Here is a 26,642-nt window from a genome sequence, read left to right on the forward strand (position 1 = left end):
CAACACCAACACGCTCGACAACAGCGCTACGGCCACAAAGGCCGACCACAGCCCACGCGCACTCCACCGCTCAACCACCGCCGCAGCCTAGCCACGCGGCGACCCCTACATCGACCCGAATCGCGCGGCAGGAGCCAACCCGGGGCCCACGCCAGGGCCGAACCAGCGCTCAGCGCCTCAGGAAGAAAACGGCAGATCGATGAGAACGCAGAGGCGACAAACCGATGAGCAGCCGCGACCAACGCGCAGGCCAGACAGCACTAGCCCGACAAGATCGACTGGAGCCTACACAGATGATGATCACCATCCGCGCCGCCAACCCCACCCTACCGACCGTCCCGGCACCGGCCGCGCAACCAGCTGCACCCACCACCCCGGCGAGACCTGGGCCGACCAGTGCGCCGCGACCAGTGCAACCGCGAGCGACCAGCGGACGGCAGCGGATCGGGTTCGGGCCCGCGGTCGCCCTCTACACCGGAGCGCTGCTCGGCCCAGGCGTGCTCGTCCTGCCCGGCATCGCTGCCGGGCTGGCAGGACCCGCCTCCGTGCTGGCCTGGGCGGCGCTCGTCGTGCTCGGCATCCCGGTCGCCGTTACGTTCACCGCGCTCGCCGTGCGCTACCCGTCCGCCGGCGGGATCGCCGCCACCGCCGAGCGCGCGTTCGGGCCCGACGCCCGCACCATCGTCGGCTGGTGGTTCTACGCCGCGGTACCGCTCGCCGCCTCCGCTGCGGCGCTGCTCGGCGGGCAATACGTCGCCGCGGCACTCGGTGCCGGCCAGCACACCGCGATCGCCGTCACCGCCGCGATCCTCGCCGTCGTCATCGCGGCGAACACCGCCGGGATCCGGCTGTCCGGCCGGGTCCAGCTCACCCTCATCGGCGTCTTACTCGCGCTACTCACCGCCAGCCTGACCACCGCAACGCGACATATCCACCTGGCGAACTTCACGCCATTCAACCCGCACGGCTTCGCCGCGGTCGCCCGCGCCACCGCCGTGCTGTTCGTCGGCGTGGCCGGGTGGGAAGCGTGCGCCACCCTCACCGACGCCGTCCACCGGCCCCGCCGGACCCTGCCCCGCGTCACCGCCGCCACCCTCGTCGTCATGGCCGTGGTCTACCTGGGCCTCGCCACCGCCACCATCGGCACCCTCGGCCACCTCGCCGCCGAGACCAGCGTCCCCCTCTACGCCGTTGTCCGCGCCGGGCTCGGGCCCGCCGCCCCACCCGTCATCGCCGCGATCGCGCTGCTGCTCACCGTCGGCGCCGGCAATACCTATCTCGCGGGCGCCGCCCGCTCCGGCGCCACCCTCGCCGCCGCCGGAGACCTGCCCTCCTGGCTCGCCCACCACACCAACGGCGTCGCCCGGCGCAGCCTCGCCGTCCAGGCCACCGCCACCATCACGATCACCACCGCCGCCATCCACTGGCACGTCGCGCCCGGGCAGCTCATGCACCTCGTCACCGTCCTGCTCGCCGCGGTAGCGATGGCCGGCATGGTCGCCGCAGCCGTACTGCTCCCCACCGGCTGGCACACCCTCGCCGCCCTCACCGGCACCGCAGTCACCGCCGCCGTCCTCGGCTCCGCCGGACCCCACCTTCTCATCCCCGCCACCATCGCCGGCGCCGCCCTGCTCTGGCGCGCCACCCGACACCAGCCACGCCACATCGCCCAGGCCGCGGCACTTCCGGCAGCCCAGCCGCGACCACGGATGCACCTACCGGCCCCAGCGCGAACACCGACCGCGAGCACGGTCACCCGGCCAGCGCGGCAACCACCCAACGCCCCGGCCCCAGCACGCCACAAACGCAGCCGTCGGCGCCGCAATCGCGCGGCGCGCCGCCACTGACCACCGCTGCGGAACCGATGCTCAGGCACAGGGGGCACGGTTCGTCTTGGCCCGCGCATCCAGGCGTTCGCAGTCACCTGGCCCCGCCACATGCCGTGACCCGCCGATGGGTGCGCCGCGGTCCTTGACGCCAGGTAACGCACCGTCTTCCCCCAACCCCCAGACCCTCAAGGACTGATCATGACTGTGAAAGTCGTCGCCCAGGTCGACACCGACCAGCGCGAGACGGCGTGGGCCTTGTACTCGACGGCGTTCGCCGAGCTCAACGCCCTGGCCGTGCAGCGGCACCTCATTTACCGCCATGAGTTCGACGACGTGATGAACGACCCGCGCGTGGACAAGTACCTCTGCGTGGACGGCGACGGCACCCTGCTCGGCCTCTCCACATACACCAACGAACTCGACGCAGTCCCGCTGATCTCCCCGCCATACTTCCAGCGGCGCTGGCCCCAGCAGTACGCCGAGCAGCGGATCTGGTACTGCGGCTTCGTCGCCACCGAGGACCACGCCCGCGCCGCCACCGCCTTCGGCGAGCTCGTCACCGCCATGTACCACACCGCCGCCGCGAAAAACGGGCTCATCGCCCTGGACTTCTGCCACCGCACCGACAAGGTCCGGCGCATGTCCCGCGTCGTGCGGCTCATGCTGCACCGCCTCTCCGGCGACGTCCAAGCACAACGCATCGACGAACAGCAGTACTGGCTCTACGAATTCCCCACCGCTGCCTGACCTACCTACCAGACCACCCGAGCTGTCTAGCGCGGCCGCCGTACCAGCCATCTCACTGAGCTTTTCCGCGTAACGAGTTGTGGCGTTGGGTGATCAGGTGGTCCGGCCGTGTTGGAAGTGCAGGAGGACAAGGGCGGCTGCGGCGATCTTGCCGATCTTCCATGGGCAGAGGCTGACGTTGCGCAGCGCCTTGAAGGTGGTCTTGAGCAGGGAGTTGCCGCGTTCGCCGACGGCCCGTATCCCGTTGTGGACCTTGTTGTAGGCCTGCTGGACGTCGGTGAGTTCACCGTTCTTGGGCTTCTTGAACGCGATGGTGATGGTGCCGGCCTCGCCTTCGTAGCCCAGATCGCCCAGGACGCGAAGTTGGTCATTGGTCCACGCGGTCAGCAGGGGCAGCATCTCGGTGTGTTCGCGCAGGGCGGTGGTGTCGTGTTCGCGGCCTGGGCGTACCGGCGAGGTCCACAGCGGCCACCCGTCCGGGGCGGTGATCACCTGAATGTTCCCGCCGTGGTTGTCGTGCTTGCCTGACCACCACAAGTCCACCCCAGGGGTGGGGCCCGGGGTGCGGCACCGGTCGGTCTCGATCAAGGTGCCGTCGATGTTGACGTGGTCGTAGCCGGCCATCTTCGCCGCGAGCAGCGCCGCTTCCAGGCTCGGTGCGCGGGCTGCGAGGACGCCGACACCCTCGTGCAGGTAATCGTAGGCGGTGGACCTGCCGATCGCGTTGTCCCCCGCCAGCTGAGCAACCCGGGTGCCGTCCAGGAACCAGCGGAGGACCAGGATCGCCTGCTTGAAGCAGCTCAACGCGCGGGTACCGGTGCGGGTACCACGTCGTTGGCGTTCGGCGTGCAGCAGGCTTGAGACGAACAGCACGGTCTCCTCGCGCACGGTCAACGTGGCGGTGTATGTGACACTCATCCGGCGCAGAACCCCTATGAAGTTGGACTGTGAGAGGACCACCTTCATACCGGGGTTCTACGTCTTTCCGTTGGACTGCAACAGGTTCCGCGTGTCGCAGCCGGCGGGGACGATGCCTACCTACTGTCCTGAGACCATTACGCTGAAAGGCTCAGTGACCCAGCAGCCGTGTCGGCGTTATACGAAGCAACTCGGCTTGCCCTGGACTATCTCGATTATGACGACAGTAGGGCGCTGGCACGTAAGGCAATCTGGGCTATTGGTGGCACGCTCGGGCCGCAAGCGGAACAAGCGCTGACCCGACTACTTGGCGCGGATAAACGAGATCCTCCGTGAAGAAGCTGAAAGACAGATCAAGCGCAGGGGCGTGTCTTAAGCGAGCAGAGCATCGTGCCGTGGTTCATCTACGGACTCCGAAGCGTGTTTGCATGGTGACCTCGTGTGCTGGTGGGCGTAATGCCGCGCACGTGGCCATCGACAAGGGCGTCGACCTGCGCGGTTACTTCGTCTGGTCGCTCCTGGACAACTTCGAGTGGGCCGAGGGCTACAGCAAGCGCTTCGGTCTCGTCTACGTCGAGTACGGCTCCCAGCGCCGGGTGCCCAAAGCCAGCGCCGGGTGGTACCGCGAGGTGATCAACGCCAACGGCCTGGACTGACACCGGGCGGTGTAGCCGGGCCGGTCGAACCGGGCCACGATGCGGCCGGATTGGGCAGCCACACCATCGGACGGACTCCCTCGGCGGTGAGCACGCCGCGCGCCAGCACAGCCGTCCGCCGGCCCAACCGTGGCCCGTACGCAACCGCGTGATCGACCGGGTCTCAGTGCTCGGCCAGGGCCAGGGTTGGTAGGCGGCGGTCGAGCCAGTTCGGCAGCCACCAGGCGCGTTCGCCGAGTAGTTCGAGGACGGCGGGCGCGAGGATCAGCCGGACCAGGGTGACGTCGATGAGTACGGCGGCGGCCAGGCCGAGGCCGATCATTTTGACCTCGGTTTCGTTGTGGGCGACGAACCCGACGAAGACGAGCGTCATGATGGCGCCGGCGGTGCCGATCAGCCCGGCGGTGCGGCCCACCGCGCGGGCGACGGTAGCTGTCGCCTTCGGCGTGCCATGTGCGGTTGGGGATGCGGTGACGCGTTGCCGTTCCTCCCGCACGGCGGACAGCAGGAAGACGTTGTAGTCCATGCTGAGGCCGAACAGGATGGCGAACATCAGCATCGGCACGAAGGAGGCCACGGGTTGTTCGGCGACGCCGAGCAAGCTGGTGCCCCACGAGGTCTGGAAGGCGAGGGTCACGACGCCGTACGCCGCGCCGATCGAAAGCAGGTTCAGCAGTGCGCTGACCACGGGCAGCGCCAGCGACCGGAAGACGACGCCGAGCAGGATCAGCGACAGGCCGATGACCACGATGAGCAGCGGGCCGAGCCGGGCGGAGACGCGGGCGGCGAGGTCGTCGAACGTTGCGGTGGTGCCACCGACGTACGCGGCGGCCTGGCTGCCGGCGAGCGCGTCCGGGCCGATCCGGTCGCCGATTGTGCGGACGAGATCGGAGGTGGACCGGTCTTGCGGCTTGCTTTTGGGGATGACGGTGAGGACGGCGGTGTCGCCGGCCGCGTTGGTCTGGGCCGGAGTGACCGCGGCGACGTTGCCGTCGGCGGCGATCGCGGTCCTGAGCTTCTCGACTGCTCCGGCGCGGTCGGTGCTTCGGCGCAGGTCGACGACGACCAGCAGGGGGCCGTTGATGCCGGGGCCGAAGCCGTCGGAGAGTCGGTCGTAGGCGACGCGCATGGTGTCGCCCGTGGCGCGAGTGCCGTCGTCGGGCTGGCCGAGCTGCAGGTTCAGCATGGGTGACGCGAGGGCGAGCAGGGCGACGGTGACCGCGGTGGCCCACAACCAAGGCCGCCGGGCGACGGTCGCGGCGAGCCGGGCCGCCCATGACCGGTGTTCCGGTTCGGGGTCGACCGTGCCGTCGACCGTGCCGTGGGTGACCACGCGTTCCGCGCGGGGCAGGACCCGCCGGCCCGCGATTCGAAGGAACGCCGGCACGAGGGTGACCGCCGTCATCGCTGAGACGGCGACCACGAGCGCGGCCGCCATGCCCATCCGGCCGATGACCGGGATGCCGGTGACGTAGAGGCCGCAGATGCTGATCACGACGATGGCGCCCGCGGTGAGGACCGACACACCGATGGTGGCGTTGGCGTTGGCGGCCGCACGCACCGGTTCGTCGCCGGCGCGTAACCGGTCGCGGAAGCGGGCGACGATGAACAGGGAATAGTCGATGCCGGCGCCGAGGCCGAGCATCACCGCGATGGTGGGCGCCACGTTGGGCACGTCGACGAAGCCGGAGATGACGGTGAGGGCGACGACACCGACCATGAGCGCGATGACCGCGGCGACGAGTGTGACAGCGGTGGCGGCGAAGGACCGGAACAGCAGGGTGACCAGGATGAGAGCGGCGATCAGGCCGATCACCTCGCCGACCGGGGCAGCCCGGTCGCGGAGCTGGTTGACCACCGGGCCGCGCAGCGAAACCTCCAAACCGGCGCGGGCGGCTCCGGCCTGGGCCTGCTCGAGCCGGTCCAGGTTCGCCTTCTCCAGGTCGGCTGCCCGTTTGGTGTATTGCACGGTGGTGAAGGCGACCCGCCCGTCTGGGGACACCTGCAGCGGTGCCACCGCCGCGACGTCGGGTTGCGCACGAACCTCTGTCAGCACCTGTTGCACCGCGGCCAGTTTGCTGTCGCCTGGCGTGTTCAAGGTGCCGGCGCTGTCGTCCGCGAAGACCAGCATGGCCGTATCACCGGCCTGGGCCGGGAAACGTTGGTCGATCAGGTCTGCGGCCCGCTGGGAATCGGTGCCGGGCAGTCGCACGCCGTCACTGAATCCGGCGCCGACCGCACCGGCCGCACCGCCCAGCACCACCAGCAAAAGCACGAAGCCGACGATGACACGAACGGGATGGCGGGCGGCCGAACCGCCGAGCCGGGACAACAGGCCCATGTGGACCCCTCCGAAAGTAGGTTGATCAGCGAATCAGGTGTGGTCGGGCTGTTTCAGCAGACGGCGCCCGGTGTGGTCAGCCCAGGCGAACGGCGGCGTCGCCGATGACCGCCGCGGCTTCCCGCGGCCCGGGCTCGGCGCGGACCCGGGCGCCGAGGTCGGCGGCACGGCGACGCATGGCGGCATCGCCGGTCGCCTCCCGCAGCGCGACGGCCAGGGCCGCGGTGGACAGCCGGCGCCGGGGAATCGGTGCCGGGCCGACGCCGAGGGCGGCCACTCGCCGGCCCCAGAACGGCTGGTCGGCGCCGAACGGCACGACGATCTGCGGGATGCCGGCGGTGAAACCGGCGCCGGTGGTGCCGGCGCCGCCATGGTGGACCACGGCGGCGCAACGAGGGAGCAGCCAGTCGTGCGGTGCCTCGGGCAGCACGATGACGTCGTCGGTTTCGGCGGTGGCCTCCCGCAGGCCGCCCCAGCCGGAGAGCAGGACGGCGCGTACGCCGGCGTGCCGGACCGCGGCGACGACCAGGTCGGTAAGCCCGTCCGGGTCCGTTCCCGCCATGCTGCCGAAGCCGATGCAGACGGGCGGGTCGCCGGCGTCGAGGAAACTGCGCAGCGCGGCCGGGGGCTGCCAACCGGCCGGGGCGGGCAGCGTCCAGTAGCCAGTGACGTGCCGCTCCGGTCCCCATTCGGGGGCCGCCGGAACCACGTGCCGGCTGTAGCCGTACACCGACGGCATGCCGTGGCGCGGGTCCCGCCGGGGATCCGGTCGGGCGGGTAACCCGAGTACTTTCGTGCGGACCGCGCGGGTGGCCGGCGCGAACGGCGTCCGCAGCGTCATCGCGGTCAGCTTGTGGCTGATCCGGGTCCCGGCGGGGCCAGTCCAGGCCGGGACGTGCGGCAGCAGCACGCCGGGGAACGCGGCGGTCGCCGGCCCGAGCGGGTGCAGGTGTGACTCCAGGAACGGGATGCCGAGTTTCTCGGCGATGGGCAGCCCGGCGACCATCCCGCCGACGCCGCCGGTGATCAGGTCGACGTCGGCGCAGGCGACGAGAATTTCGCGAGCCGGCTCGAGCATCATCGTGGAGGTGTGTTCGCGCATCAGCCGGGCCCGCTGCACCCTGCCCATCTCCGCGACACCGGCGGCTGAGCGGGCGGTCGCCTCGGCCGCACCGGACATGGCGACGACACTGATTCCGTACGGCGCCAAGCGCGCGACGAAGTCTTCGGGGGCCAGCAGCCGTACAGCATGGCCGGCCTCACTGAGGCTCAGGGCCAGCGCGGCGTACGGCTGGATGCCGCCGCGGGTGTCCATGGCGATGACGGCTATGCGCATGGCGTACGTCCTTGTCGGTAGGGAACCCCGGTCGGGCAAACACTCGATTTACTCACTCGATTTACTCAACTGATTGAAACGGTAGTTGAGTGAACTGTCAAGCCGATGCTTAAAATGACAGCCATGCGGGACACCCCGGGCCGACTCCGCGAGGCAGCCGAACGGCTGCTCGCCGAGCGACCGGCCAGCCAGATCTCGCTGCGCGACATCACCGAAGCGGCCGGCGCCAACGTCGCCTCCGTCGGCTATCACTTCGGTTCGAAGGACGCCCTGCTCGACGAGGTCGTCCGGCTCGCCCTGACCGAGGTGTTCGAGCAGCAGCGCGACCGGCTCCTGCAGCTGCCAGAGGACGCCGCCCTCGATGACATCGTGCGCGCCTGGGTGCTGCCCGCCTTCGCCCTGCCGCCGGCCGACGAGGCGCAGCGGGGCTGGAAGATCCTGCAGAACGCCCTCACCACGCCCTCGCCCGCCGTCGCCGGGTTCCTCGCCGAGATGGCCGCGCCGATCCAGGAACACCTGATCGACCGCATCGCCCGCCACGTCCCCGGCGTGCCGCTGGCCGAGCTGTGGTTCCGGCACACCGCGGTGCTGGCCGCGCTCGGTGCACTCGGCAGAGGCCCCTTCGTCGCCATGCTCGCCGGAGCTGACCCCGACCAGGTCACCGATCAGTTGGTCGCCTGGATCGTCGGCGGCCTCACCGCCTCCCCGGCCGGCTAAGGCCATGTCTCGTTTGGGGTGTTTGACCAGTTTGCGGTAGCAGATGGGGGCGCAGGCGATCGTGGCGAACGCGGCGAAGTGCTCGGCGTACCTCCACGCTCGAGCATGACATGGATCTTGCTACCGGGCTTGCCGCGATCGACCGGGCTCGGCCCGGTCAGATCGCCCCCTTATCTGTTGGGGACGCCCCGTGTCGAGTGGGTCCTTGTCCTCATGTTTTCCGTTCCTCCCGGGGCCGGTACTGACGTGGCGTCGGGCGCAGCCGGGGTCAAGGTGGAGCGCCCGCAGCGTAGCGAGGACGTACGACCTTGACGGCGGTGAGCACCGGCGCAGACTGTGGTGTACCCGGGGATCGTGGTCAGGCCATAGATGCTGCCGTGGCGGGGTTGGGTCGTGGTGCGCGGGCGCCCAGCCTTATCTCGGTGCGCGAACCCGGAGCTGACGTGCCGTGCCGGGTTCGGCGACATGATGATCGATAGGGTGTCCCGCAGGACGGGTGTGCAACCGCTCGGTCTTTCGAGGCCATGACGGCGCACGGCGCCGTGGCAGGGGGCTTGCTGGGAGCGGGCCGCAAGACATCGGCACGTGGGCAGAGGCGCGCACCAGCATCGGCTTACACCGTGGCCAGGGCCCGGTCGCCGAGCGAGCGCAGCAGATGGTAGGACCGCCGGGTGATCTTCCGGCCATCGACAGCGCCGCCCGGTTACACCGATGCGATCCTTGACCCTCGCATAGTAGGCGTGATCGGGACTGCCTGTTCGGGCGGCGCACTTGGCCGCCTCGTACAGCGCCCAGCGCAGCAACGGCCAGCCCTGCCGGGACAGGTGACCGGCCGCGCGTTTGTCATCCGAGGAGTACACCGTCACGTCCAGACCACTCTGCCGGACCGCCTTACGCGAGGCCGAGAACCGGCGGGCATCGCCCAGCTCGGCCCAGATCACCGCGGCAGTGATCGGTCCGACTCCGTACTGCCGCTGCAGCACCGCGCAGCCCAGCTGCCGGCGGGCGAAGTCGGTGATCTGTCGCCGCAGCGGGTCCAGTTCGGCATCCAGCGCATCGATCATCCGAAGCGCCGCCAGCACCGCCTGGTGACCGGCCGGGGACAGCCCGACACCAGCCTGCAACCGCTGCCGCTGCTCACGGCTGAGCAGGTCGCCCGCCGCGGCTACGCCCTGGTGGAACAGCATCGCGTGGATACGTTGGACCCAGCCGGTGTGCGCGTCATGCAGGTCCTTGAACAGCTGCAGCAGCCCGCGCATCTCCAACACGTGCAGCGGGGCGATCCACGACTCGGGTAACCGGTCCTCGGCCAGCAGTTCCCGCAGCCGCCGCGCGTCGGTCCGGTCGGTCTTGGCCCGCCGTTTCGGTCCCCGCGCGGCGGCCGTATCAGCCGGTTCAGCGAACCGCGCGCGCATGCCAGCCCGCTGCAACTCCTCGACCACGAACCGCCACCCGGTACAAGCCTCCACCGCGAACACAGCCGGGCGACCCGTCACCGACCCCAGCCAACCGCGCAGCAACTCCCGGTCAGCCGGTGCCACCCGACCCCGACGGACCAGCCTGGTCTCGGTGTCCACGTAGTCGAAGGTGATCTGCCGTCAATGCACATCCAACCCACCTACGATGGTCATGAGGACCTCCTCACGTTCCTTCGTTACGCACTGCGCTGCGCCGCAGCCGCCCTTGTCCTCCTGCACTTCCAACACGGCCGGACCACCTGATCACCCAACGCCACAACTCGTTACGCGGAAAGGCTCACTAACGTCCCGGCGCCGGGCACATGATCCAGGATCGCTCGTGGCCGATTACACTCCGCACGTCTCTTGATCGGTGCACGCCAGTCGACCGGCCTGATCGTGTCGCATGACCAGGGTCAAGCTGCCCACGGTCGTGGTCATCGCTGAGGACAACGACATCTTGGCCAGCGGGCTGGCCTACGAACAGTGGCGGGACTTTTGTCAGGTGGCTGAGACGGTCCACACCGGTCGCTCCTCCCCACATGGCGCTGCGGCCGCCGTGCTCCTGGCTGGACATGGCGTCGTCGGGTGCAACGGCACGGGTTAGATGCGGCGGCGGGCTGACGGATATCGGTCGATGTGATCGGTCGACGCTGCGGCGGCCCGCCTCGTATCGTGCGATGCCATGAGGCTTGGCGTAGACCTCGGTACCTCGCACACGGTCGCGGTGCTCGCCCGGGCCGGTGGCCGCGGCGAGCCACTGCTGTTCGACTCCTCCCCGCTGCTGCCCTCGGCCGTCTGGGCCGGCGGCGACGGCGCCCTGCTGGTCGGCCGCGACGCCCAGCGCAGCGCCCGGCTGGACCCTTCCGCCTACGAGCCGAACCCCAAGCGGCGCATCGACGAGGCCGCCCTGCTGCTCGGCGGCCGCGAGCTGCCCGTGGTCGACGCCCTGGCCGCCGTGCTGGCCCGGGTCGTCGAGGAGGCGATCCGCGTCGGCGGCGCCTCGCCCGCCGAGACGGTCCTGACCTACCCGGCCGGCTGGGGCCCGCAGCGGCGCGGCCTGCTGCTGGAGGCGGCCCGCCGGGCGGCGCTGCCCGACGCGCGGCTGCTGCCCGAGCCGGTGGCCGCCGCGATGTACTTCACCGGCGTCCTCGGCCACCGGGTGCCGCCCGGCAGCGCGGTGGTGGTGTACGACTTCGGCGGCGGCACGTTCGACGTCAGCGTGGTCCGCCGGACTGGCGACGGCTGGGATGTGCTCACCGCCGAGGGCCTCGACGACGTCGGCGGCGTCGACCTCGACGCGGCGATCGTGGACTGGATCGGCACCGCGCTCGCGCCGCGCGACCCGGCGCTCTGGCCGCGGCTGGTCGCACCGCAGACCCTCCCCGACCGCCGCCACGGCCGCGTGCTGTGGGACGACGCACGCTCGACCAAGGAGCTGCTGAGCCGCGCGGCCACGGCGGGGATCGCCGTGCCGCTCTACGACGTCGACCTGCACCTGACGCGGGCCGAGTTCGAGGCCCTGGCCCGCCCCTGGCTGGACCGCACGATCGCGCTGACCACGTCCACCCTGGCCGCCAGCGGCGTGACCGCGGACCGCCTGGCCGGGGTGTTCCTGGTCGGCGGGGCCAGCCGGGTGCCCCTCGTGGCGACGCTGCTGCACCGGGCGCTGTCCGTGGCGCCGGTGATCCTGGAGCAGCCGGAGCTGGTCGTGGCGCAGGGCAGCCTGCTCGCGGACGCGTCCCTGCACACGGCGCCGTCTCCGGTCCCGGCACCGGTCTCGGCCATGCCCATCTCCCCTCCGCCCGTCTCGCCTTCCCCAGTCTCGGCTATGCCCGTCTCGCCTTCGCCCGTCTCGACCATGCCCGTGTCGCCGGCCGTGCCGGTCTCGGTCGGGCCTGTCGCCCCGGCCCTCGCCGGGCCGGTCGCCTCGGCCCCCGCCGGGCCGGTCGCCCCGGCCCCCGCCGAGCCGGCGCGGCGGGTGCCGCGGTTCGCGGTCGCGTGCCTGTTCCTTAGCGTGCTGATCGCGGTGGTCCTGGGCATCGCCCAGTACATCGACGTCTCCGGCGACCACTCCAGCGCCTGCTCGAGCAGCGGCAGCGGCCCGGTGACCTGCTTCACCGTCGACTCGTCGGAGACGTCCGGCGTGGTCGCGGAGGTGGCGTGGATCGCGACGATGGCCGCGGTCACCGTGGCCCTGCTCGGCCTGCGCCCCGCCGCCGGCCCGGGCGCCGCCCGCGGCCTGCACATCGCTGCCGTCGCCGGTTGCGCCGTCGCCACCCTGACGTCCCTGTCGATCCTGGGCTCGCCCGACAACACCGCCGGCATCCTCACCGTCCTGGTCATCGCGCTGGTGTGGCTCCCCGCCGCCGCCATCGCCCTTGCCCGCCGCCGACAGTGGCCGGCCCTGATGGCGACGGCCCTTGGCCTGTTCCCCATCGGCTGGCTGGCCGACGGCGCCGCCTCCGGCTACCTGCTGGGCATCCCCGAGACGCTACTACTAGCCCTCGCCGCCGTCGGCGCGCTGCGCGCCGGCCGTCGAGGATGACCGCTGCTCGCGCGCGGCAATGGCGGCCCGGATGCGCCGCAGCGTGCGCAGCGCCTTCTCCCCGCGACCCGCACCTCCCCGTCGAACACGGTCGCGCCGCGGTCCTCTGCCCGCAGCCGCTCCAGCGTCGGCGCGACCAGCTCGTCGCCGGTCGCACCGAGCGCGACGGACCGTTCTCCCGTTTCCCGAAAACCCGTGCCGAGCGTTGACAACAGCGACGGCGTCCGGCATCTGCGCGAAACTGCCTGGGTGGTTTCATACCACCAACCGGCAGCAGCGTGGATCGCTACGTCGTCGTTGGCGTCGTGATCGGCAACCGCGACACGCCCAGCTCCTACCTCCGCTGACCAACAGGGTCCTTCGTATCGTCGAAGCCTGCGCCGGTGCTCCCAACCGTCTCTACCATCCTGGTTGCGCCGGGGTCCGCCTGCTCGGGCAGGTCCGGATCCGTCGGTACGGAAGGGGCCTAGGAAATGTCGGCGAGCGCAGTCAACGATGTTCTGAACAGGCGGGCCTGGCGACGGGGACGTTGCGCCCCGCGCTCAGGGATCGAGATCAGGATCTGCCGTATCGTCGCGTGGCGGTAGACCCAGGCGGTCGTATGCCGCCGCGGCCTCCTCCGGCAGGCGCGGGCTGACCAGTTCGGTGTGGGGTTTGGGCCGGGTTTCGTCGAGGGCGCGGACCGTGGCTCTTGCGGTTTTCAACGCGTCGCGGAGTTCGTCGGACTTCCGGTCCGCGGCCTGGGCGCGCCGGGCCTGTTCGGCTGCGGCGGCGAGGCCGAGATACCGCGTCGGGAGGCTCCGTTCGTACGCCGCGGTCCACGTCGCGTGCTGTTGCTCGAGTCCGTCAACGAGCACGGCGCGTTCAGCCAGGGTCTCCTGGGCGGTAGCGAGCCGCGTGCCGAGGTGCTCGACGCGGTCGTCGGCGCGCTGCTGCCGGGCGGCGCGGAGCGCCTGCTGCTCGGCGATGGCGCTGCGTCGCCGCCACAGCGGGGGCCGTGGCGGGGCGGCGGTGCGCAGCCGTTCGGCGGTGGCTTCGGCGGCGGCGAGGCGCTGTCGGAGGTGGTCGACGTGGTGTTCGGCGGCGGCGAGTTGCAGGTGCGCGGCGCGCAGGTCGTCGCCGACGTAAGGCGGGGCGGCGCGGTCGGCGGCTCGCTGCAGTGCGACCCATTCGCGCAGTTCGTGGTCGGGTGCGGAGGCGACCTGGCCGGCAACGGTGGCGACGCCGAGGGCGATGCGGGCGCGGTGCCAGGCCGCCCACCGGGCGGCGTCGCGGTGGCTTGGTTCAGGCCCGGTCGGCGCGTCGCGCGGCACCGTGTACCGGTCGCGGTAGGCGACGACGACGGCGGCCCGGCTGATCCACTGCGCGCGGCCGGTGTCGTCGTCGGGGACCGCGCCGAGCGCCTCCGCCCACGCGGGCTGCAGGTCGGCGGCGAGTTCGGCGAGGCCGGCGATGCGCCGGTCAGCGACGACCGCGACCTGCGTGAGGGTGTGGCGGAGGCCGGCGGGAGCAGTGGCGGGGACGCGGTCGACGTAGGTGGCGGTCTGGCCGGACTGGATGGCGGCGCGCGGATCGGCGAGCGCGTCTTCATACAGCTGCTCGACGCGCCAGGTGAGCACGGCGGCGACGTCGCGCGCGTCGTCGAAGTCCATCCAGGCGACCGCCGTATCGAGGACCTCGGCGGGCTGGTAGCCGGCGGCCGCGAGCTGGCTGAGCCGGTAGGTGAGCGCGGGCAGCGCGGGGTCGTCGACGAGTCGGGCGGCGACGGCGCTGGAGGTGCTCGCCGCCCGCGCGGCGGGGGTTGCGCCTGGGCCCGGGTGGTGGCGACCGGCGGCGTCGGCGATGACGGCGATATGGCTGTCGACCTCGACGCGGCCGAGGAGGTCGTCGAAGATCGGCCCCCAGACGCCGAGTTTGTCGTGGTCGGCGATGAGGCGCAGCTCGGTTTCGGTGGCGGAGCGGTCGGTGGTGTCGGTGGTGAGGATCTCGGCGAGGGTGGCGACGCCGGCCCCGGGGGTGTGGCGGTGGTGGGCTTCGTCGGGGCGGTGGTGGGTGATGACGTAGAGGAGGTTGGTGAGGGCGCCGCGGGTGACCATGACGTACAGCCGGCCGCGCGTGGTTGCCTCGTCAACGAGACTGCGGACGGTGTCGACCGTGCGGCCCTGCGCGGCGTCGACCGTGGACGTGTAGGCGAGCTGGACGTGCGCAGCCACATATTCGGCGGGCAGGACCACCTCGTCGCCGGTGCGGGTGTTGACGGCCTCGACCGCGCCGCTCGGGCCGATGGCGGTGATGCGCCAGGTGTCGCGGTTCGCGACGAAACCGGTATCGGTTTCGAGGCGGCGGTCGTTGCGGCGGGTGACGATCCGGTCCCCGACGCTGGCCCGGTTGTCGTCGGCGAGCGCGACGCTGCGGCCGCGTTCCACGACCCCGGCCTGGATCAGCAGGTTGCGGGCCTGGGCGGCGAGGTCGGCGGCTTCGGCCTGAGTTTCGACGAGCAGGAGGCTGCCCAGGCCGTTGAGCGTGTCGGCGGCCCAGCCGGACAACATCTGCGGCACAAGCTCGTCGTGGTCGCCGGCGACGATGCGGCCGCGGCGCTCGTACTCGGCCAGGACGGTGACGTCGCCGTCGCGCAGCCGCAACGACGCAGGGCCCTCCCACGGGTCGTCGAAGCGGCGCAGATCGGTGAGTTCGGCGGTGACGCCGAGCCCGGCAAGGTAGCGCAGCAGCCCGCCCGGACCGACCGCAGACACCTGCTCGGGGTCGCCAACGAGGATCATTTTTCCGCTGACCTTGTCGAGCTGGCGGACGAGTTCGGCCAGCTGCAGCGACGAAGCCTGCGACGCCTCGTCGACGATGAGCCACTGCCCCGGGGCGAAGCTCCAGTGCTCCTCGGTGGTGGTGCCGTCGGGCGGCGTGTGCTGGCTGTGGAGCCACATCGCGATGTTCTCGGTGCGCATCGCGGTGCCATCGGGGGCGCGGGTGGCGTCGGCGAGGACGTCGGCGGCGTGCTGGCCGACGGTGAGGCCGAGCACCGGAATCCCGGCCCGGGCGGCGGCGACGGCGACCGCGTTTTGCAGGAACGTTTTGCCGCTGCCGGCGGGTCCGATGACGCCGGTGACGGTGCGGTCGTCGCCGACCGTGTGGTGCAGCGCGGCCGCCTTGTCCGGGCTGAGGTCCAGTTCGGCGGCGATCTGGTCGAGCAGCTGGGCGGGGGCGGGTGTCGCGCCGGTGCGGGCGGCGTAGGCGATGACGTCCTGCTCGGCTCCGAGGACCGTGCGGGTCGACAGGTACAGGTCGCGGTGGCGGGTGTAGACGCCGTGGCCGTCGCTGCGGCGGATCAGCGACGGTGCCCACTCGACGAGCTCGGGCGGGGTGAGCACGCGCAGCCCGGCGGCGTGGGTGCGGACCGCGTCGGCGGCGAGGCGCTGCACCCGCTGCCAGTCGGCGCGCCGGTCGCGGCTCTCGGTGAGGCCGAGGACCCGGCCGATGTGCAACTCGACGTGGTCGAGCCGGAACACAGCCCGCTCCTGCGTGAGGTTGCCGATCGCCCGTTCGACGGCCAGGTCCTCGTCGAGCCGGACCGCGGCGTTGACGATCGCGGGCCGCTGCTCGACGTCGACGCCGAGGTGCTCGAGCGCGGCGTCGACACCGTCGAGGGTGATGCGGTCCGGGCCGGCGGTCTGGCGGGCGGCGGCGACCGCTCGGGTGGCGAGGTCGTGGACGGGGTTGTCGACCTGGCCGGTCACGATCCGGCGGACGTCGGCGGCGGTGGACAGGCCGGCGGCGGCGTCTTCGCGGTGCAGCCGCTGCTCCATCTCCCGGGTCGACTCCGCGCCTTCGCGTGGGGCGCGGGTGCGCAAGGTGGCGACTTGCGCGATCCGCCGCCACCGCGAGTCCGGCACGCGCCAGCGGGCTGCGGTGGTGCCGCCGAGGTCGGCTTCGATCGCGGCGCGGCGTTTCGAGTACTGCCGGATCGAGGCCATGGTGATGCCGACGATCTCTCGTATCGGGGAGTCGGCGCGGGCGGCGAACCTCACGCCGAGTCGGGTGTGCAGCTCGTGCTCGATGGCCCGGTCGTAGGCGATCCGCGCCCCGATGGTGGCCTGGTAGAACGCCTTGCTGTCCAGGGCGAGCCACTTGCCGTCGGCGGTTCGGACCTTCGAGCTGACAACGATGTGCGAGTGCAGCTGCGGGTCCCCGGCGCGGGACATGCGGTGGTCGAAGACGGCGACGGTGAGGCCGTCGGTGTCGACCTGGACGACGCCATTGACCCCGGTCCGGGTGAACGCGCCGTGGGCGCGGAGGTGCTCGACGACCGCGCGGACGCCGGCGTGCTGGGCGGCCATCACCTCAGCCTTGACCCGGTCGTCGCCGAACGCCCACAGCAGCGCGCCGCTTTTCACCATGGAGACGGTGACGTCGAACCCGGCGACCGCTTTGCGCTCCGGCATCAGGTGGATGTCGTTCCACAGCTTCGCCCGCTGTTCCACGGTCGTATCCGCAGGCAGTTTCGCCAGGGCCTTTTCGAAGGCGGCCTGGCGGTATTCGTCGGTCATCGGCTGATAGACGCGCCACAGCCGGCCGAGCTGTTCTGCGGTGACGGGATGCTGGCCGTTGCCGATGAGCCGTTGCAATTGTTCCGGGTCGACGACGCCGCTGATCCCGACCATGGTCTGGGTCTGGCCGGCCCACCAGCCGGGTGCCTCACCGTGCGCGGTCGCGTCCGCCAGGTACGCCACCGCGGCGTTCTCCGGAGCCTTCCGGAAGTCGTGCCGGCCGGTGGCGACCTGCTTCGTGAGGTAGGCAATGCCGTCGCCGGGTGCGATCCTGACGACGGAAAGCATGCGGCAAACATACAAGATCGTTTGACCTGATGACATTTTAATGCCATGTGGTGTGCTCGATCCAAGCCGTACAGCGGACCTCAACTACTCCCCGCGAGAGAGGTTGGTGCTGGTCCATTTGATGTGGTGAGGCGGCGCTATTCGACACCACTGAATAGCGTGAGTTTGCGCGTTCTCATGGCGTAGCCGAAGCGATGCGGGGATGTTTACCGTGAGCGTATGGCGACGAGTCAGAGCGGCACTGCGGCGGTTCGGCGGCTTCGGGCGGCGCAGGCGGCGCAGCGTCGGGCGGCGGCGATGGTCGGCCGGGCGCAGGATGAGGTGTCGGCGCTCGCGGCGCGGCGGGCTGATGTGCTGGCACGGCTGGGTCGGGAGGAAGCGGCGGCGCGTGGCGGGTTTGATGTGGCGCTTGTGGTGCTGGCCGGGTTGGTCGGGGACGCGGTGGCTGCGTTGACGGCGGATGTGCCGGAGGCGGAGGTTCGGGCGGCGCGACGGCGGGCGGATGGCGATGCGGTGGCTGTGTTGGCCGCTGCGGTGCGCGAGGGTCGGCCGGGTGGTGGTTCAGGAGCGGCCGACGATGAGGGCGGCGACGAGTAGCCCGAGGGCGGCGACGGCTGCGAGGAGCGCACCGATGATGATCGCCCAGGTGGCGCGGGTGACGGTCCGGCCGATCTTGTCGCGGGTCGGTTCGGGCGGCGGGGACATGGGTGGTCTCCTGGCTGGGATGTGGTTGGTGTACGCCGTGCGGGAGATTGTCTCCCACGGCGTCTTGTGTGGGGCTTACCGGCCGATGATCGCGGTGTCGGGGTAGGTGGCGGCGAGCGGGGCAAGTGCTGGTACTCAGGTGATGGGCTGGGAACTGGTCGGCTTCGTGGAGGACATGGTGTTCCGGGTGGGTCGGCGATGTGTGCGGTGCCGGGTGTGGGGGCGGATGCCGATGCTGCGTTCGAGCGCTTGCAGTGCAGTGATGGCGCGGGTGCGTTCGTTGCGAGCGATGTGGGTGTACAAGGCGGCCAGCTGTGGCTGGAGGTCGTCGCGGTTGAGGTTGCGATCGGCTGCGGCGTGATGGATGGCGTTGATGCGAGTGCACCAGGGTTTGTGGGCCTGGCGCGGCGTGGCGGTGATGTGGGCGGTGGGGATGAGGGACAGCTTCGGGCCGTCTTGATCGCACAGTTCGTAGAGGTATTGGCCGTCGAGGACTCGTACGCCCGTGACGGTAAGCGGCTGGTCGTGCAGCTGGGGCCAGTCGGGGCCGTGGTAGAGGACGGTTGAGCGGATGGTGGCGCGGCGTCGTAGGGGGAGTCGGTGCGGCATGGCGTGACCTTTCGTGGTGCCCGGCCGGGCGGCGGCAAGGGTTCGCAGCACCGCCCGGCCGGGTGCTTAGCGGCGGTGGGCGCCGGGAGTGGTGCGGAGGCCGAGGTGGTGTTCGAGGGCGCGTGCGGCGTCGTGCGCGTTGCGCTGCTCGCCTCTGGCGAGCAGGGCGCGGACCTGGGCGAGGTAGGGGGCGATGATGACGGTCTCGTCGTTGGCGGCGGCGGCGCGGTCGATGGCCTCGAGGCGTGCGGTCCATCGCGCGGGGCGCTCTGCCGGGGCGACAGTGAACGATTCGGCGTGGACGTTGTGCAGGAGCGGCCCGGCGCTGTCGGACAGTTGGTATCGGGCGCTGCCGGTGGTGGTGTCGACGTGGGTGATGGTGAAGCGGCGGCCGGTGAGTTCGGCGACGGTGCCGTGATAGGTCACGGTGGCGCCGACGGGCGCGGCGCGGTGGCGTCTGCGCAGCATTGTGGGTGCCCTTTCGCGGGTGGCTGGCCGTTGTGGTGCTGCCCGTGGGAGCGCCGGGCCGTGTGCGGCCCGGCGCTGCGTGGGTGGCTAGAACGGCGGCTCGCCGTGGAAGGTGCACAGGTCATCGGCGGTGACGGTGATGGGTCCGGCGTTGTACTCGGGGAACTCGTCGGGGTTGGGCGGGGTGTCGCCGTTGAGGATGGCGGGGATCAGCTCGGCGTAGCGGCTCCAGCCGAGGTCGTGCATGCGATTGATGGCTGCGGCGTAGATGTCGGGTTCGCCGAGGGCGTGGGCGATGATCGCGACGTCGCCGAGGGCGATGAGGTCGGCGGTGGACAGGGCGAGTGTCACGCTGGGTCTCCTTCGTGTGCGGTGCGGGTTTCTGGGTTCGGCCGGTGCGAACGACCTACAACAATGATACATCACATTGATGGTGTTGACTAGCGCTGATATGATGTTTGTGCTGGTGGGGCTGGGTTTGTTCTGCCGCGTAGCGGCAGTGTTCATGAACGTTGAGCCTCGTGTGGAGGTCCATCCCGTCGCCTGATCTTTGATCTGTCGCGCCGGGTGGTCGGGTGCAAGCGAGTGCTCTTTTTGCTCGTTTGCACCCGACCGCACGGTGTGGCATACCCCTTGGGGTCAGGCGGCGGGATGGACCGGAGCGCGAGGCGCCACCCTCGGACCTTGTGGGCCGGTCGGGGTTTGGGCCCATCCTGTTGTCTGCCCCGCCGGCGAGGCGAATCTTTTCCTTCGGGGCGCAGCCCCGATCAGGGGCGGAGCGGTGCGGGGCCGGCGGCCGGGTGTGCAGCGGTGGTGGTGCGTGCGCAACGAGTCGCGCAGTCGCAGGGCCAGGGCCAGGGCCAGCGGATGCTGGGCCCCGGCCCGAGTCCCGCGGGAGCTACGGACGATGAGGCCGGCGGACCGGGGTCCATGGAGTGCTGCACCGGCTGGTGATGACGTTCGCCGGCGGCGCCAGGCCCCGGTTCGCGGGCGTCATCGTACGGGTGACGCTGTTGCCGGCTGGCCTCTGTGGCGGGGCTGGCTACTGCTGCGCTGGTGGTGTCGTCCGCAACTGTCGGGGCTGGCTGGTGGAGCCGCGACGGTGCTGGATGAAGGTGATGGCGGTGGCGCCGAGCCAGCGTCGTTTGATGCCGCCTTTGCCGGGTTGGCGGTCGTCGGGCGGCGGGAGGTAAAAGTCGTCGCCGGCGAGGAGGCTGTGCAAGGCTTCGCTGGCCGGGGCCGGGAAGATGTAGCCGGGCAGTTCGGGTTGCCAGGTGCCGCCGTAGCCGGCGAAGACGTCGTGGAGTTTGGCGCCGAGTTCGATCTCTTCGCAGTCGTCGACGATGAGCCATCGGCCGTCCTCGGTGGTGGCGTCGGCGATGAGGCGGTGGCCGTCGAGGGTGGCGTGGCGGGCGGCGACGGCGTGGGCGTACCAGGCCGGTTTGCTGTTGTCGACGTAGCGGCTGAACGCACCGCGGGTGATGCGTAGCAGCTTCGCGAACGCGGCGACGTCGAGCAGCGCGTCAGGGTCGACGTCGAGTCGCGTGTCGTGGCTGCGGGCCTGGCCGGCCTCGGCGACTCGGGCGAGGTAACCGGGTATGAACGCGGTGATGTCGATGATGCGGTACCACTCGCGACCGGTCTTGCTGCCGTCGGGTCTGGTGCGCACGCCACGTCCGGTGGTGTCGGTGTGCCACGGTTCGGGGAAGCGGGTGGCGGCTCGGTCGGCGGCGAGGTTGACGACGGTCTGCTCGCTGCGGTCAAGGAGCTCGGCGACGCCACGTCGGTCGGTGCACTCGTGACCGCGGATGCTCCTGATCTGCACGGCGAGGGTTCCTGTCGATGCGGGCTGTCCGCCGTGTTGGTGGCGGCGGCCGGGGATCACTCCGTGGAGTGTTCGCACACCCCGGCCGCCTTTTCCAGAAACCAGCCCCGCCCGAAGGCGATTGGCCGACACTGCTCACTGTAGCTGTCGTGTCTGGCATGGTCGAGCCGCCGGCGCTCACGCACGGCGGTGTGCCGGCGCGTCCGGCCGGTCGCCGTCGCCGCGGCCGGGCTGGCAGCGCTGCTCGCGGTCATGCTTGGCGTCGTGCTCATCTTCCGGTACGGCCAGCGGGACACCTCGCTCCCGCCGGGTCTTGCCTGCGCGTTGGGCGCGTTCGCGGTCGAGGACTTCAGCGCGTTCGGCGTGATCGCGACCAAGCTCGCCGGCTCGCACCACGCGTACTGCCCCGACGGCTCGGTTGACGTCGCGACGCCGGGCAGCATCGAGGGCCTGAACCGGCTCCGGGACGCCCCCACCGACCGGCGGCTGGGCCGGCTGGCGCTGTCGGACGGCATCGCCGGCCATCAGGACTACCCGGGTCTGGTCGCCCGCTGGCTTGCGGTGGTGCGGTACAGCCTGGTCGCCAACCCAAAGGTGCCGGTGTCGGCGCTCACCTTCGAGCAGGCCCGGCGCATCTCACCGGCCAGGTCCGCACCTGGGGCGAGATTACCGGCAAACCCGACGCCGCTGAGGTCTGGGTCGTCGGCCGCGCGTCGCAGTCCGGCAGCTGCCGCACGTTGGAGGAGTACGTCCTCGGTACGCCGGCCGCGCACGGCGGCCAGCTGGACGCCACGTCGGACTCGTGCCGCGAGGGCCGCGCGGGCGCGAAGGTGATCGTGTGCGAGCAGACCCCAGACCGCTGACGTCCGGATCAAGGTTCGCGAGATCGACTACGCGATCGGCTACGCCGACACCCCGGAGGTGGCCCAGCAGCTCGGCCTGAAGCAGCTAAAGCTCGACGGCCGCGACGCGACGCTGTACGGCATCCGCACGGGCTACCCGTTCTGGACGATCGAGTACCTGTACAGCACGGCCAACTCCCGGCCGCGGGCTCCCTGACCACGTCGTACGCCGACTACCTGGCGGGCGCCGAGGGCCGCGACACGATCAACGGCTACGGATGCCACGCCTGCACGCGCGACGACGGCACCTCGGAGGACTTCTGTACTACCGAGCGCTAGCCGACAGCGGCCTCGGGTCAGTGAAAGGTCAACTCGAGCCATCCAAAACAGGTCGCGACAGGCAGCCCGATCGTCAGCGCGGCGAGTACTCCGCGGCGGGCTCGCGTCAGGAGGCCAGACGCAACGGGATAGACAACCGCCGCCATGAAGGGCCAGACCCATGCGACGATACTGTCCAGGTACGTGACCTTGTTGGCGATGGTTGCGACCGAGGCGATGGCAACGAATATGAAAACTGCCTGGGTGAACGCGTTGGACCACGAGATCGAACGGTGGAGCCAGCCGCTTTCGCCTCCACTGCCGGTCTGCGCCTCGGCGACGCCGTCGAGGGCGTCCGTCGGCCCGGTACCTCGGGCATGCTCGACGAACTGCGTCAGCAAGTCCATCCCGAAGATGTCGACCATCGGCTGCATCACCACTCGCCCGACCATGGTGAGATCGAAGTGCGCTTCCTGTCGGGAAATCTTGCGTCGCATCCACCGCGAGAAGCCGAAGCCTGCGGCTCCTACCAGGACAAGCCAGCCAATCAGCGCGGCGGAGGCGGAGATCTGCCAGGACGCAGCTATCACGATCGCAATGACCAGCAATGCCTGGGCCTTCGGCCAGATCCCTGCCGACTGCGTCCGGACGCCCGGGCGTCCCTTGATGTTAGTGGCACGCAACGCCGATTTCGCTCGGTCGGCCCGGATCGACATGCGGTTCAACTCGAACTCGTACAGCCAGCCGGGACTCTCACTGAGGTAACGCGAAGGTCGAAGGAGATCGAAGAGGTGGGGGTGCGGATCAACGAGAAAGGCGGTCGTTATGGACGGGACATGGCTGTAGTCCCGGGCGGCGGCCGCGGCCTTCAGCGTCTGCTTGTGCTGTTCAAGCGGCCCGACGAGGGCGACCTGGACTCCACGCGCTGCTTCGGCGGTCGACATCTGCGATATGGCGAACTGATCGGCGGCCAGTTCGCGATCGAGGTTGAAGCGGTTCGGGCCGGCCGGAAGCAGCAGGCTGCGCCCTAATGCGAGCAACAGCAGCAGGAAGACGGGGCCCCAGAGCGGATCGAACCAGAACAACGGCAGCGTGCTCATCAGGACCAGCAGCGGGAACCCTCCGGCGAGCTCCTCTTCCCAGCTGCGCAGTGCTGGCTTCGAAGCATGTCCCAACTCGTGCAGGAGCCGGAACTTGACACCAGCTCCCTTCGCCTGGCGTGGATCGCGGGACATGAAGACATATGAGGTCCCGGAGTAGCTGATGAACGTTCGGTCGTCGGTGGAGACGACCGAACCGCGGGTCCTGGTGAAGATTCGGACCCGTCGCGTCCGGCGCCGCACCGGACCGAGCAACGCATCGAACACCTCTTCGTCGACTACGCCTTCGGGGTCGACTTCCGTGACCACGTATCGCAGGTCATCGGCATATGTGGTCGCGTTCCTGATGTTCATAAACGAATAGGCCGCGAGTACGCCGGACCGAATTGTGCGGTCGGCAAATACTGCCGAGCCGACGAGCAGTGGGGCACTCCAGGCCGGGTCGCGCAGGCACAGCGCCACCGCGAACACCGTGATGGGAAACTTGCCCAGCGTCGCCATGGTATTGAACAGGAAGCGGACGAACGGGTTCCCGATGAGCAGGTTCAGTGCGAACCGCTGGCTTGAAGCCGCCAACTTGACGGCTCGCGAACCCGATCGCCGGACCGGACCCTGCGGATCAGCCATCCGGGGCTCAGTGCCGCTTTTCGTCGTCACCTTCGCCCGAATCGTCCCGTGTGAGGAACTCCGAAATGGCGCTGATCTGATCTGATATTTCCGAGATCATCCCTCGCAGTTCCGCCTCGTTCAACAGTTCGCTTTCGAGCTCTTTGGCGCTCTGTCGCCGGCCATTCTTGCGTTCGAAGCGATCCTTGCACTCAAGGCCGAATGCCACGATGCCGATCGCTGAGCCGACCAGCTCGATCAGTCCGATGAAGTCGAACTTCTCGCCACCTGACTGAGCCTCATGGAGCGCTCTGGGATCCCGGCCGGCAAGTACCTCTTCGGCGATCCGCAGCGCGACGTCTTCGCCGATCATGTCGACATAGTCCGGCCAGAATTCCGTGACAATGTCGGAAACGTGTTGGGGGCGTGGCACCGAACCTCCTGCAGCACGAAGCGGCTACCAGATGGGGGAATGCTAGGTGATGCTGCGACGGGAGTGAATACCGTGGCGGGCAGCCCGTTCTACGTGTTCGCCAGTGTTCCGCCGGATGTGTCGCATTTGCCGTTGCCGGATATCACCCGCGCGGAGAATGTTCGACACGGTTCGCCAGGAACTCCGACCGGCCATGTTGGTCTATTCGGCCGACCGGGTGATTGATTCCGGATGCCTCTCGATCGGGACGGGCAGCGCGTGTGCCAGCCGGGCAGTGCCTCGATGAGAGCCGTTACCCTCGGATCGGCAGGCTGATGCGGAGGCCGTCGGTGACGTACGCGGACGCGACGCCCGCGGCCGGGCCGGCGTAGCCGAGTGAGCCATCGTGGCCCGGGAAGCCGAACGGGGTCAGGGACCACGAGGGCTTGCCTGCTACCGGGAGGCCGAAGCCGAGGGCCGGGCGGGTCGGTGTCAGCAGGACGCGGTCGAGGCCGTTCGCTCGTTCGCGGGTCGCGGCCGCCAGGGTGGCTAGGGCGAGGATGCGCACGCCGAGCTCGCGGTTGCCGGGTGTGGTGAGGGATGCCAGGACGAGGTAGGCGGTGCGGTCGGTGGTCATGGGTTCCTCCCCGGTTCGAGGCGATGGGATTGAGCGGGTCGGCCCGCGACGCCGGCTGCAGCGAGTGCTGGCGGCGCGGCTCGCGGGCCGACCGGACCGGGTTGGCTCAGACGGTGCCGAGGCCGAACTTCCGGCCGAGCTTGTGCCCGAGCTGGACGGCGGCGACGGCGGCGGGCAGGTGGCGGCGCTGCCACCCGTCGAGGGCGGTGGTCAGGTCGGCGCCGTATTTGCGGTGCTGGGTGAGCGCGGCCGTGAGTCCCCAGGCTTGTTCGATGCCGTTGTTGGCGCCGCGGGCGGTGTGCGGGCGGACCGGGGCGAGGGCGTCGCCGAGCAGTACGGCGTGGCCGGCGCCGATGGGCCACACCATCCGGGTCGGGGGTTCGATGTCCATGACCGGGGCGGCCATCCTGGTGGTGGTGGCGTGCACGAGGGCGGCCTGTTCGTCGGGCAGGTACCGTTCGGCGCTGGCGTCGACCTCGGTGCGGGCCGCTGCGGTGATGTGGTGCGGCAGTGCGAAGACCCGCCGGGTCGGTGGGGCGCCGAAGAAGTCTGCGTATTGGGCGGGGGTGGCGGGGAGGTAGAACGTCCAGTCCGCGCCGCCGGGGATCGGCGCGACGTTGAACTGCATCCCGCTGTGCTCGGAGGGTTCGAAGCGCACGAAGTCCGCGAGGCCCGGCTGGGTGGTGTCGGTCTGGCCGCGGTGGGCGACGTAGCCGGCGTAGTGCAGCCGCCGCTGCGGGTCCAGCAGCCGCCGCCCGGTCGAGGAGCGCCCGTCCGCGAAGATCACCAGGTCGGCGGGGGCGGTGTCGCCGTCGGCGAAGTGCAGCAGCGGCCGGTCGTGCTCAGCGGACAGGCCGGTGACCCGGGCGCCGGTGCGCAGGACGTCGACTGGTAGGCGGCGGGACAGGGCCGTGTGCAGCAGCGTCCAGGTGGTGTTGCGGCCGGCGTAGAGGTGGCGCTGGACCTGTCCGGGTCGGCGCTGGCAGAGGGTGATGTGCATGACGGCCTCGGAGTCGTAGCGGACGAACTCGTCCTGGGGGATGCCGAGGTGGTCGAGCACGTCGAGGGAGGAGTGCTCGAGGCCGATCAGGCCGCCGCCTTGCGGGGCACTGGCCGGGACGGCCTCGTAGAGGGCGACGTCGTCGACTCCGGCCTGCAACAGGAGCAGCGCCATGGTGGGGCCGCTCAGCGATCCGCCGACGACCGCGACCCGCGGGCGCGCGGCGGTTCGCGTCGTCGACGTGGTCGCCGTTGCGGCGGGCCGGTTGGACTGCGGCGTGGCCGAGGTGTCGCGGTCGGGCGGCGTGCTGGATGGCGGCTGGCTGTCGCGCTCGGTGCCGGCGGTGGAGGACATGCGGTGGGCTCCCATCGGGCGGTCCGGGTGCGGCTCACCTGGTGTGCGCGCCGGATCGGGCGATATCCCGGCGCGTCGGTGTGCCGCGCTGACGGGCCTGGTCAGAGGCCGCCAGGGCCGGGGCCGCAAGCCCCCGGAAAGAAGATCTTGGCGTCGAGCGGAGCGAGACATGGGTGCCAAGATGTTCTGCGCTGGGGGCTTGGCTGTCCCCGGTTCGGGTGGCCTGACCTTGGGTCCATCAGCTGCGGCGTCTCCGCCGCGGCTGTGATGCCCGGCCCCGGCAGCGCGGCAGGTCAGCCCCGGACAGACGCCGCGAGTAGCCAGCCGCCACGGCTGTGCCGCTGGTGATGCTGCGGCGCTGGCACGGCTG

At 70.5% G+C, this 26,642-nt stretch carries 23 protein-coding genes and 1 pseudogene; 9 read left to right on the forward strand and 15 right to left on the reverse strand.

Annotated features, from left to right (window positions below; translation table 11 throughout):
* Positions 1-410: 410 nt before the first annotated feature.
* Both ACQEVU_RS11345 and ACQEVU_RS11350 read left to right on the forward strand, forming a co-directional pair.
* The gene (locus tag ACQEVU_RS11345) at positions 411-1,847 is read left to right on the forward strand and encodes an APC family permease (RefSeq protein WP_433322683.1); all 1,437 of its coding nucleotides are present in this window, start codon (positions 411-413) and stop codon (positions 1,845-1,847) included.
* 180 nt (positions 1,848-2,027) lie between these two features.
* Positions 2,028-2,576 carry a hypothetical protein gene (locus ACQEVU_RS11350; protein ID WP_433322684.1) on the forward strand — a complete coding sequence of 183 codons (549 nt, stop codon included), beginning with the start codon at positions 2,028-2,030 and terminating at the stop codon, positions 2,574-2,576.
* Positions 2,577-2,669: 93 nt separating this feature from the next.
* Here the strand turns inward: ACQEVU_RS11350 and ACQEVU_RS11355 are convergent, their stop codons facing one another.
* On the reverse strand, positions 2,670-3,494 hold the full coding sequence (locus ACQEVU_RS11355) for a transposase family protein (protein ID WP_433334898.1): 825 nt from the start codon (positions 3,492-3,494) through the stop codon (positions 2,670-2,672).
* Between the two features lie 458 nt (positions 3,495-3,952).
* Here ACQEVU_RS11355 and ACQEVU_RS11360 point away from each other — a divergent pair.
* Positions 3,953-4,150: pseudogene (locus tag ACQEVU_RS11360) on the forward strand (family 1 glycosylhydrolase); the annotation flags it as partial.
* 163 nt (positions 4,151-4,313) lie between these two features.
* Here ACQEVU_RS11360 and ACQEVU_RS11365 read toward each other — a convergent pair.
* On the reverse strand, positions 4,314-6,491 hold the full coding sequence (locus tag ACQEVU_RS11365) for an MMPL family transporter (RefSeq protein WP_433322685.1): 2,178 nt from the start codon (positions 6,489-6,491) through the stop codon (positions 4,314-4,316).
* Between the two features lie 76 nt (positions 6,492-6,567).
* Positions 6,568-7,827 carry a glycosyltransferase gene (locus ACQEVU_RS11370; protein ID WP_433322686.1) on the reverse strand — a complete coding sequence of 420 codons (1,260 nt, stop codon included), beginning with the start codon at positions 7,825-7,827 and terminating at the stop codon, positions 6,568-6,570.
* Between the two features lie 123 nt (positions 7,828-7,950).
* On the opposite strand from ACQEVU_RS11370, the gene ACQEVU_RS11375 reads away from it, so the two are divergent.
* Complete coding sequence (locus tag ACQEVU_RS11375) at positions 7,951-8,544, forward strand: TetR family transcriptional regulator (RefSeq protein ID WP_433322687.1); 594 nt, start codon at positions 7,951-7,953, stop codon at positions 8,542-8,544.
* Positions 8,545-8,714: 170 nt separating this feature from the next.
* On the opposite strand, the gene ACQEVU_RS11380 is transcribed toward ACQEVU_RS11375, so the two are convergent.
* Complete coding sequence (locus ACQEVU_RS11380; protein WP_433322688.1) at positions 8,715-10,121, reverse strand: transposase; 1,407 nt, start codon at positions 10,119-10,121, stop codon at positions 8,715-8,717.
* A 286-nt stretch (positions 10,122-10,407) separates the two neighbouring features.
* Here ACQEVU_RS11380 and ACQEVU_RS11385 point away from each other — a divergent pair, with 286 nt between their 5' ends.
* Together ACQEVU_RS11385 and ACQEVU_RS11390 are read left to right on the forward strand one after the other, a co-directional pair.
* Positions 10,408-10,608: a hypothetical protein gene (locus tag ACQEVU_RS11385; protein ID WP_433322689.1), complete on the forward strand. Its 201-nt coding sequence runs from the start codon at positions 10,408-10,410 to the stop codon at positions 10,606-10,608.
* Positions 10,609-10,686: 78 nt separating this feature from the next.
* Entirely contained in the window at positions 10,687-12,549 is a 1,863-nt protein-coding gene (locus tag ACQEVU_RS11390) for an Hsp70 family protein (RefSeq protein WP_433322690.1), read from the forward strand.
* A 542-nt stretch (positions 12,550-13,091) separates the two neighbouring features.
* Here ACQEVU_RS11390 and mobF read toward each other — a convergent pair.
* Positions 13,092-17,396, reverse strand: coding sequence for a MobF family relaxase (gene mobF / locus ACQEVU_RS11395; RefSeq protein ID WP_433322691.1), 4,305 nt, complete (start codon positions 17,394-17,396; stop codon positions 13,092-13,094).
* Positions 17,397-17,615: 219 nt separating this feature from the next.
* On the opposite strand from mobF, the gene ACQEVU_RS11400 reads away from it, so the two are divergent.
* Positions 17,616-17,993, forward strand: a complete 378-nt coding sequence (locus ACQEVU_RS11400) for a hypothetical protein (protein WP_433322692.1) — start codon at positions 17,616-17,618, stop codon at positions 17,991-17,993.
* On the opposite strand, the gene ACQEVU_RS11405 is transcribed toward ACQEVU_RS11400, so the two are convergent.
* From ACQEVU_RS11405 to ACQEVU_RS11430, 6 genes are all read right to left on the reverse strand, one after another.
* On the reverse strand, positions 17,958-18,101 hold the full coding sequence (locus ACQEVU_RS11405) for a hypothetical protein (protein WP_433322693.1): 144 nt from the start codon (positions 18,099-18,101) through the stop codon (positions 17,958-17,960). The two genes, ACQEVU_RS11400 and ACQEVU_RS11405, sit on opposite strands and share 36 nt — an antisense overlap.
* A 135-nt stretch (positions 18,102-18,236) precedes the next feature.
* Complete coding sequence (locus ACQEVU_RS11410) at positions 18,237-18,710, reverse strand: hypothetical protein (RefSeq protein WP_433322694.1); 474 nt, start codon at positions 18,708-18,710, stop codon at positions 18,237-18,239.
* 66 nt (positions 18,711-18,776) lie between these two features.
* Positions 18,777-19,178, reverse strand: a complete 402-nt coding sequence (locus ACQEVU_RS11415) for a hypothetical protein (RefSeq protein ID WP_433322695.1) — start codon at positions 19,176-19,178, stop codon at positions 18,777-18,779.
* Positions 19,179-19,265: 87 nt separating this feature from the next.
* Complete coding sequence (locus ACQEVU_RS11420; RefSeq protein ID WP_433322696.1) at positions 19,266-19,529, reverse strand: hypothetical protein; 264 nt, start codon at positions 19,527-19,529, stop codon at positions 19,266-19,268.
* Positions 19,530-20,220: 691 nt separating this feature from the next.
* Positions 20,221-21,003: a hypothetical protein gene (locus ACQEVU_RS11425; RefSeq protein ID WP_433322697.1), complete on the reverse strand. Its 783-nt coding sequence runs from the start codon at positions 21,001-21,003 to the stop codon at positions 20,221-20,223.
* A gap of 56 nt (positions 21,004-21,059) precedes the next feature.
* Entirely contained in the window at positions 21,060-21,257 is a 198-nt protein-coding gene (locus tag ACQEVU_RS11430) for a hypothetical protein (RefSeq protein ID WP_433322698.1), read from the reverse strand.
* Between the two features lie 10 nt (positions 21,258-21,267).
* Between ACQEVU_RS11430 and ACQEVU_RS11435 the strand changes: the two genes are divergently transcribed.
* Positions 21,268-21,837 (forward strand): hypothetical protein, encoded by a 570-nt coding sequence (locus tag ACQEVU_RS11435; RefSeq protein WP_433322699.1) that lies wholly within the window; start codon positions 21,268-21,270, stop codon positions 21,835-21,837.
* An 87-nt stretch (positions 21,838-21,924) separates the two neighbouring features.
* On the forward strand, positions 21,925-22,062 hold the full coding sequence (locus ACQEVU_RS11440) for a hypothetical protein (protein WP_433322701.1): 138 nt from the start codon (positions 21,925-21,927) through the stop codon (positions 22,060-22,062).
* A 139-nt stretch (positions 22,063-22,201) separates the two neighbouring features.
* Here the strand turns inward: ACQEVU_RS11440 and ACQEVU_RS11445 are convergent, their stop codons facing one another.
* The 4 genes from ACQEVU_RS11445 to ACQEVU_RS11460 all read right to left on the reverse strand — a co-directional run bounded on the left by ACQEVU_RS11445 (position 22,202) and on the right by ACQEVU_RS11460 (position 26,272).
* The gene (locus ACQEVU_RS11445; protein ID WP_433322702.1) at positions 22,202-23,890 is read right to left on the reverse strand and encodes a hypothetical protein; all 1,689 of its coding nucleotides are present in this window, start codon (positions 23,888-23,890) and stop codon (positions 22,202-22,204) included.
* Positions 23,891-23,897: 7 nt separating this feature from the next.
* Positions 23,898-24,242: a hypothetical protein gene (locus tag ACQEVU_RS11450; RefSeq protein ID WP_433322703.1), complete on the reverse strand. Its 345-nt coding sequence runs from the start codon at positions 24,240-24,242 to the stop codon at positions 23,898-23,900.
* A gap of 352 nt (positions 24,243-24,594) precedes the next feature.
* A complete protein-coding gene (locus ACQEVU_RS11455) occupies positions 24,595-24,918 on the reverse strand; it encodes a hypothetical protein (RefSeq protein WP_433322704.1) in 324 nt (107 codons plus the stop codon).
* A 106-nt stretch (positions 24,919-25,024) separates the two neighbouring features.
* A complete protein-coding gene (locus ACQEVU_RS11460) occupies positions 25,025-26,272 on the reverse strand; it encodes an FAD-dependent monooxygenase (protein ID WP_433322705.1) in 1,248 nt (415 codons plus the stop codon).
* Between the last annotated feature and the right edge of the window lie 370 nt (positions 26,273-26,642).

Origin of the sequence: Dactylosporangium sp. CA-139066, from assembly GCF_050936175.1 — a bacterium.
Taxonomy (GTDB): domain Bacteria; phylum Actinomycetota; class Actinomycetes; order Mycobacteriales; family Micromonosporaceae; genus Dactylosporangium.

What these genes read in the sequence shown, in the direction of transcription:
- ACQEVU_RS11350 (WP_433322684.1), top strand. Translation starts at nt 2,028, where the DNA reads ATGACTGTGAAAGTCGTCGCCCAGGTCGACACCGACCAGCGCGAGACG.
- ACQEVU_RS11355 (WP_433334898.1), bottom strand. Translation starts at nt 3,494, where the DNA reads ATGAGTGTCACATACACCGCCACGTTGACCGTGCGCGAGGAGACCGTG.
- ACQEVU_RS11365 (WP_433322685.1), bottom strand. Translation starts at nt 6,491, where the DNA reads ATGGGCCTGTTGTCCCGGCTCGGCGGTTCGGCCGCCCGCCATCCCGTT.
- ACQEVU_RS11370 (WP_433322686.1), bottom strand. Translation starts at nt 7,827, where the DNA reads ATGCGCATAGCCGTCATCGCCATGGACACCCGCGGCGGCATCCAGCCG.
- ACQEVU_RS11375 (WP_433322687.1), top strand. Translation starts at nt 7,951, where the DNA reads ATGCGGGACACCCCGGGCCGACTCCGCGAGGCAGCCGAACGGCTGCTC.
- ACQEVU_RS11385 (WP_433322689.1), top strand. Translation starts at nt 10,408, where the DNA reads ATGACCAGGGTCAAGCTGCCCACGGTCGTGGTCATCGCTGAGGACAAC.
- ACQEVU_RS11390 (WP_433322690.1), top strand. Translation starts at nt 10,687, where the DNA reads ATGAGGCTTGGCGTAGACCTCGGTACCTCGCACACGGTCGCGGTGCTC.
- mobF (WP_433322691.1), bottom strand. Translation starts at nt 17,396, where the DNA reads ATGCTTTCCGTCGTCAGGATCGCACCCGGCGACGGCATTGCCTACCTC.
- ACQEVU_RS11400 (WP_433322692.1), top strand. Translation starts at nt 17,616, where the DNA reads ATGGCGACGAGTCAGAGCGGCACTGCGGCGGTTCGGCGGCTTCGGGCG.
- ACQEVU_RS11405 (WP_433322693.1), bottom strand. Translation starts at nt 18,101, where the DNA reads ATGTCCCCGCCGCCCGAACCGACCCGCGACAAGATCGGCCGGACCGTC.
- ACQEVU_RS11410 (WP_433322694.1), bottom strand. Translation starts at nt 18,710, where the DNA reads ATGCCGCACCGACTCCCCCTACGACGCCGCGCCACCATCCGCTCAACC.
- ACQEVU_RS11415 (WP_433322695.1), bottom strand. Translation starts at nt 19,178, where the DNA reads ATGCTGCGCAGACGCCACCGCGCCGCGCCCGTCGGCGCCACCGTGACC.
- ACQEVU_RS11430 (WP_433322698.1), bottom strand. Translation starts at nt 21,257, where the DNA reads ATGACCGCGAGCAGCGCTGCCAGCCCGGCCGCGGCGACGGCGACCGGC.
- ACQEVU_RS11445 (WP_433322702.1), bottom strand. Translation starts at nt 23,890, where the DNA reads ATGGCTGATCCGCAGGGTCCGGTCCGGCGATCGGGTTCGCGAGCCGTC.
- ACQEVU_RS11450 (WP_433322703.1), bottom strand. Translation starts at nt 24,242, where the DNA reads ATGATCGGCGAAGACGTCGCGCTGCGGATCGCCGAAGAGGTACTTGCC.
- ACQEVU_RS11455 (WP_433322704.1), bottom strand. Translation starts at nt 24,918, where the DNA reads ATGACCACCGACCGCACCGCCTACCTCGTCCTGGCATCCCTCACCACA.
- ACQEVU_RS11460 (WP_433322705.1), bottom strand. Translation starts at nt 26,272, where the DNA reads ATGTCCTCCACCGCCGGCACCGAGCGCGACAGCCAGCCGCCATCCAGC.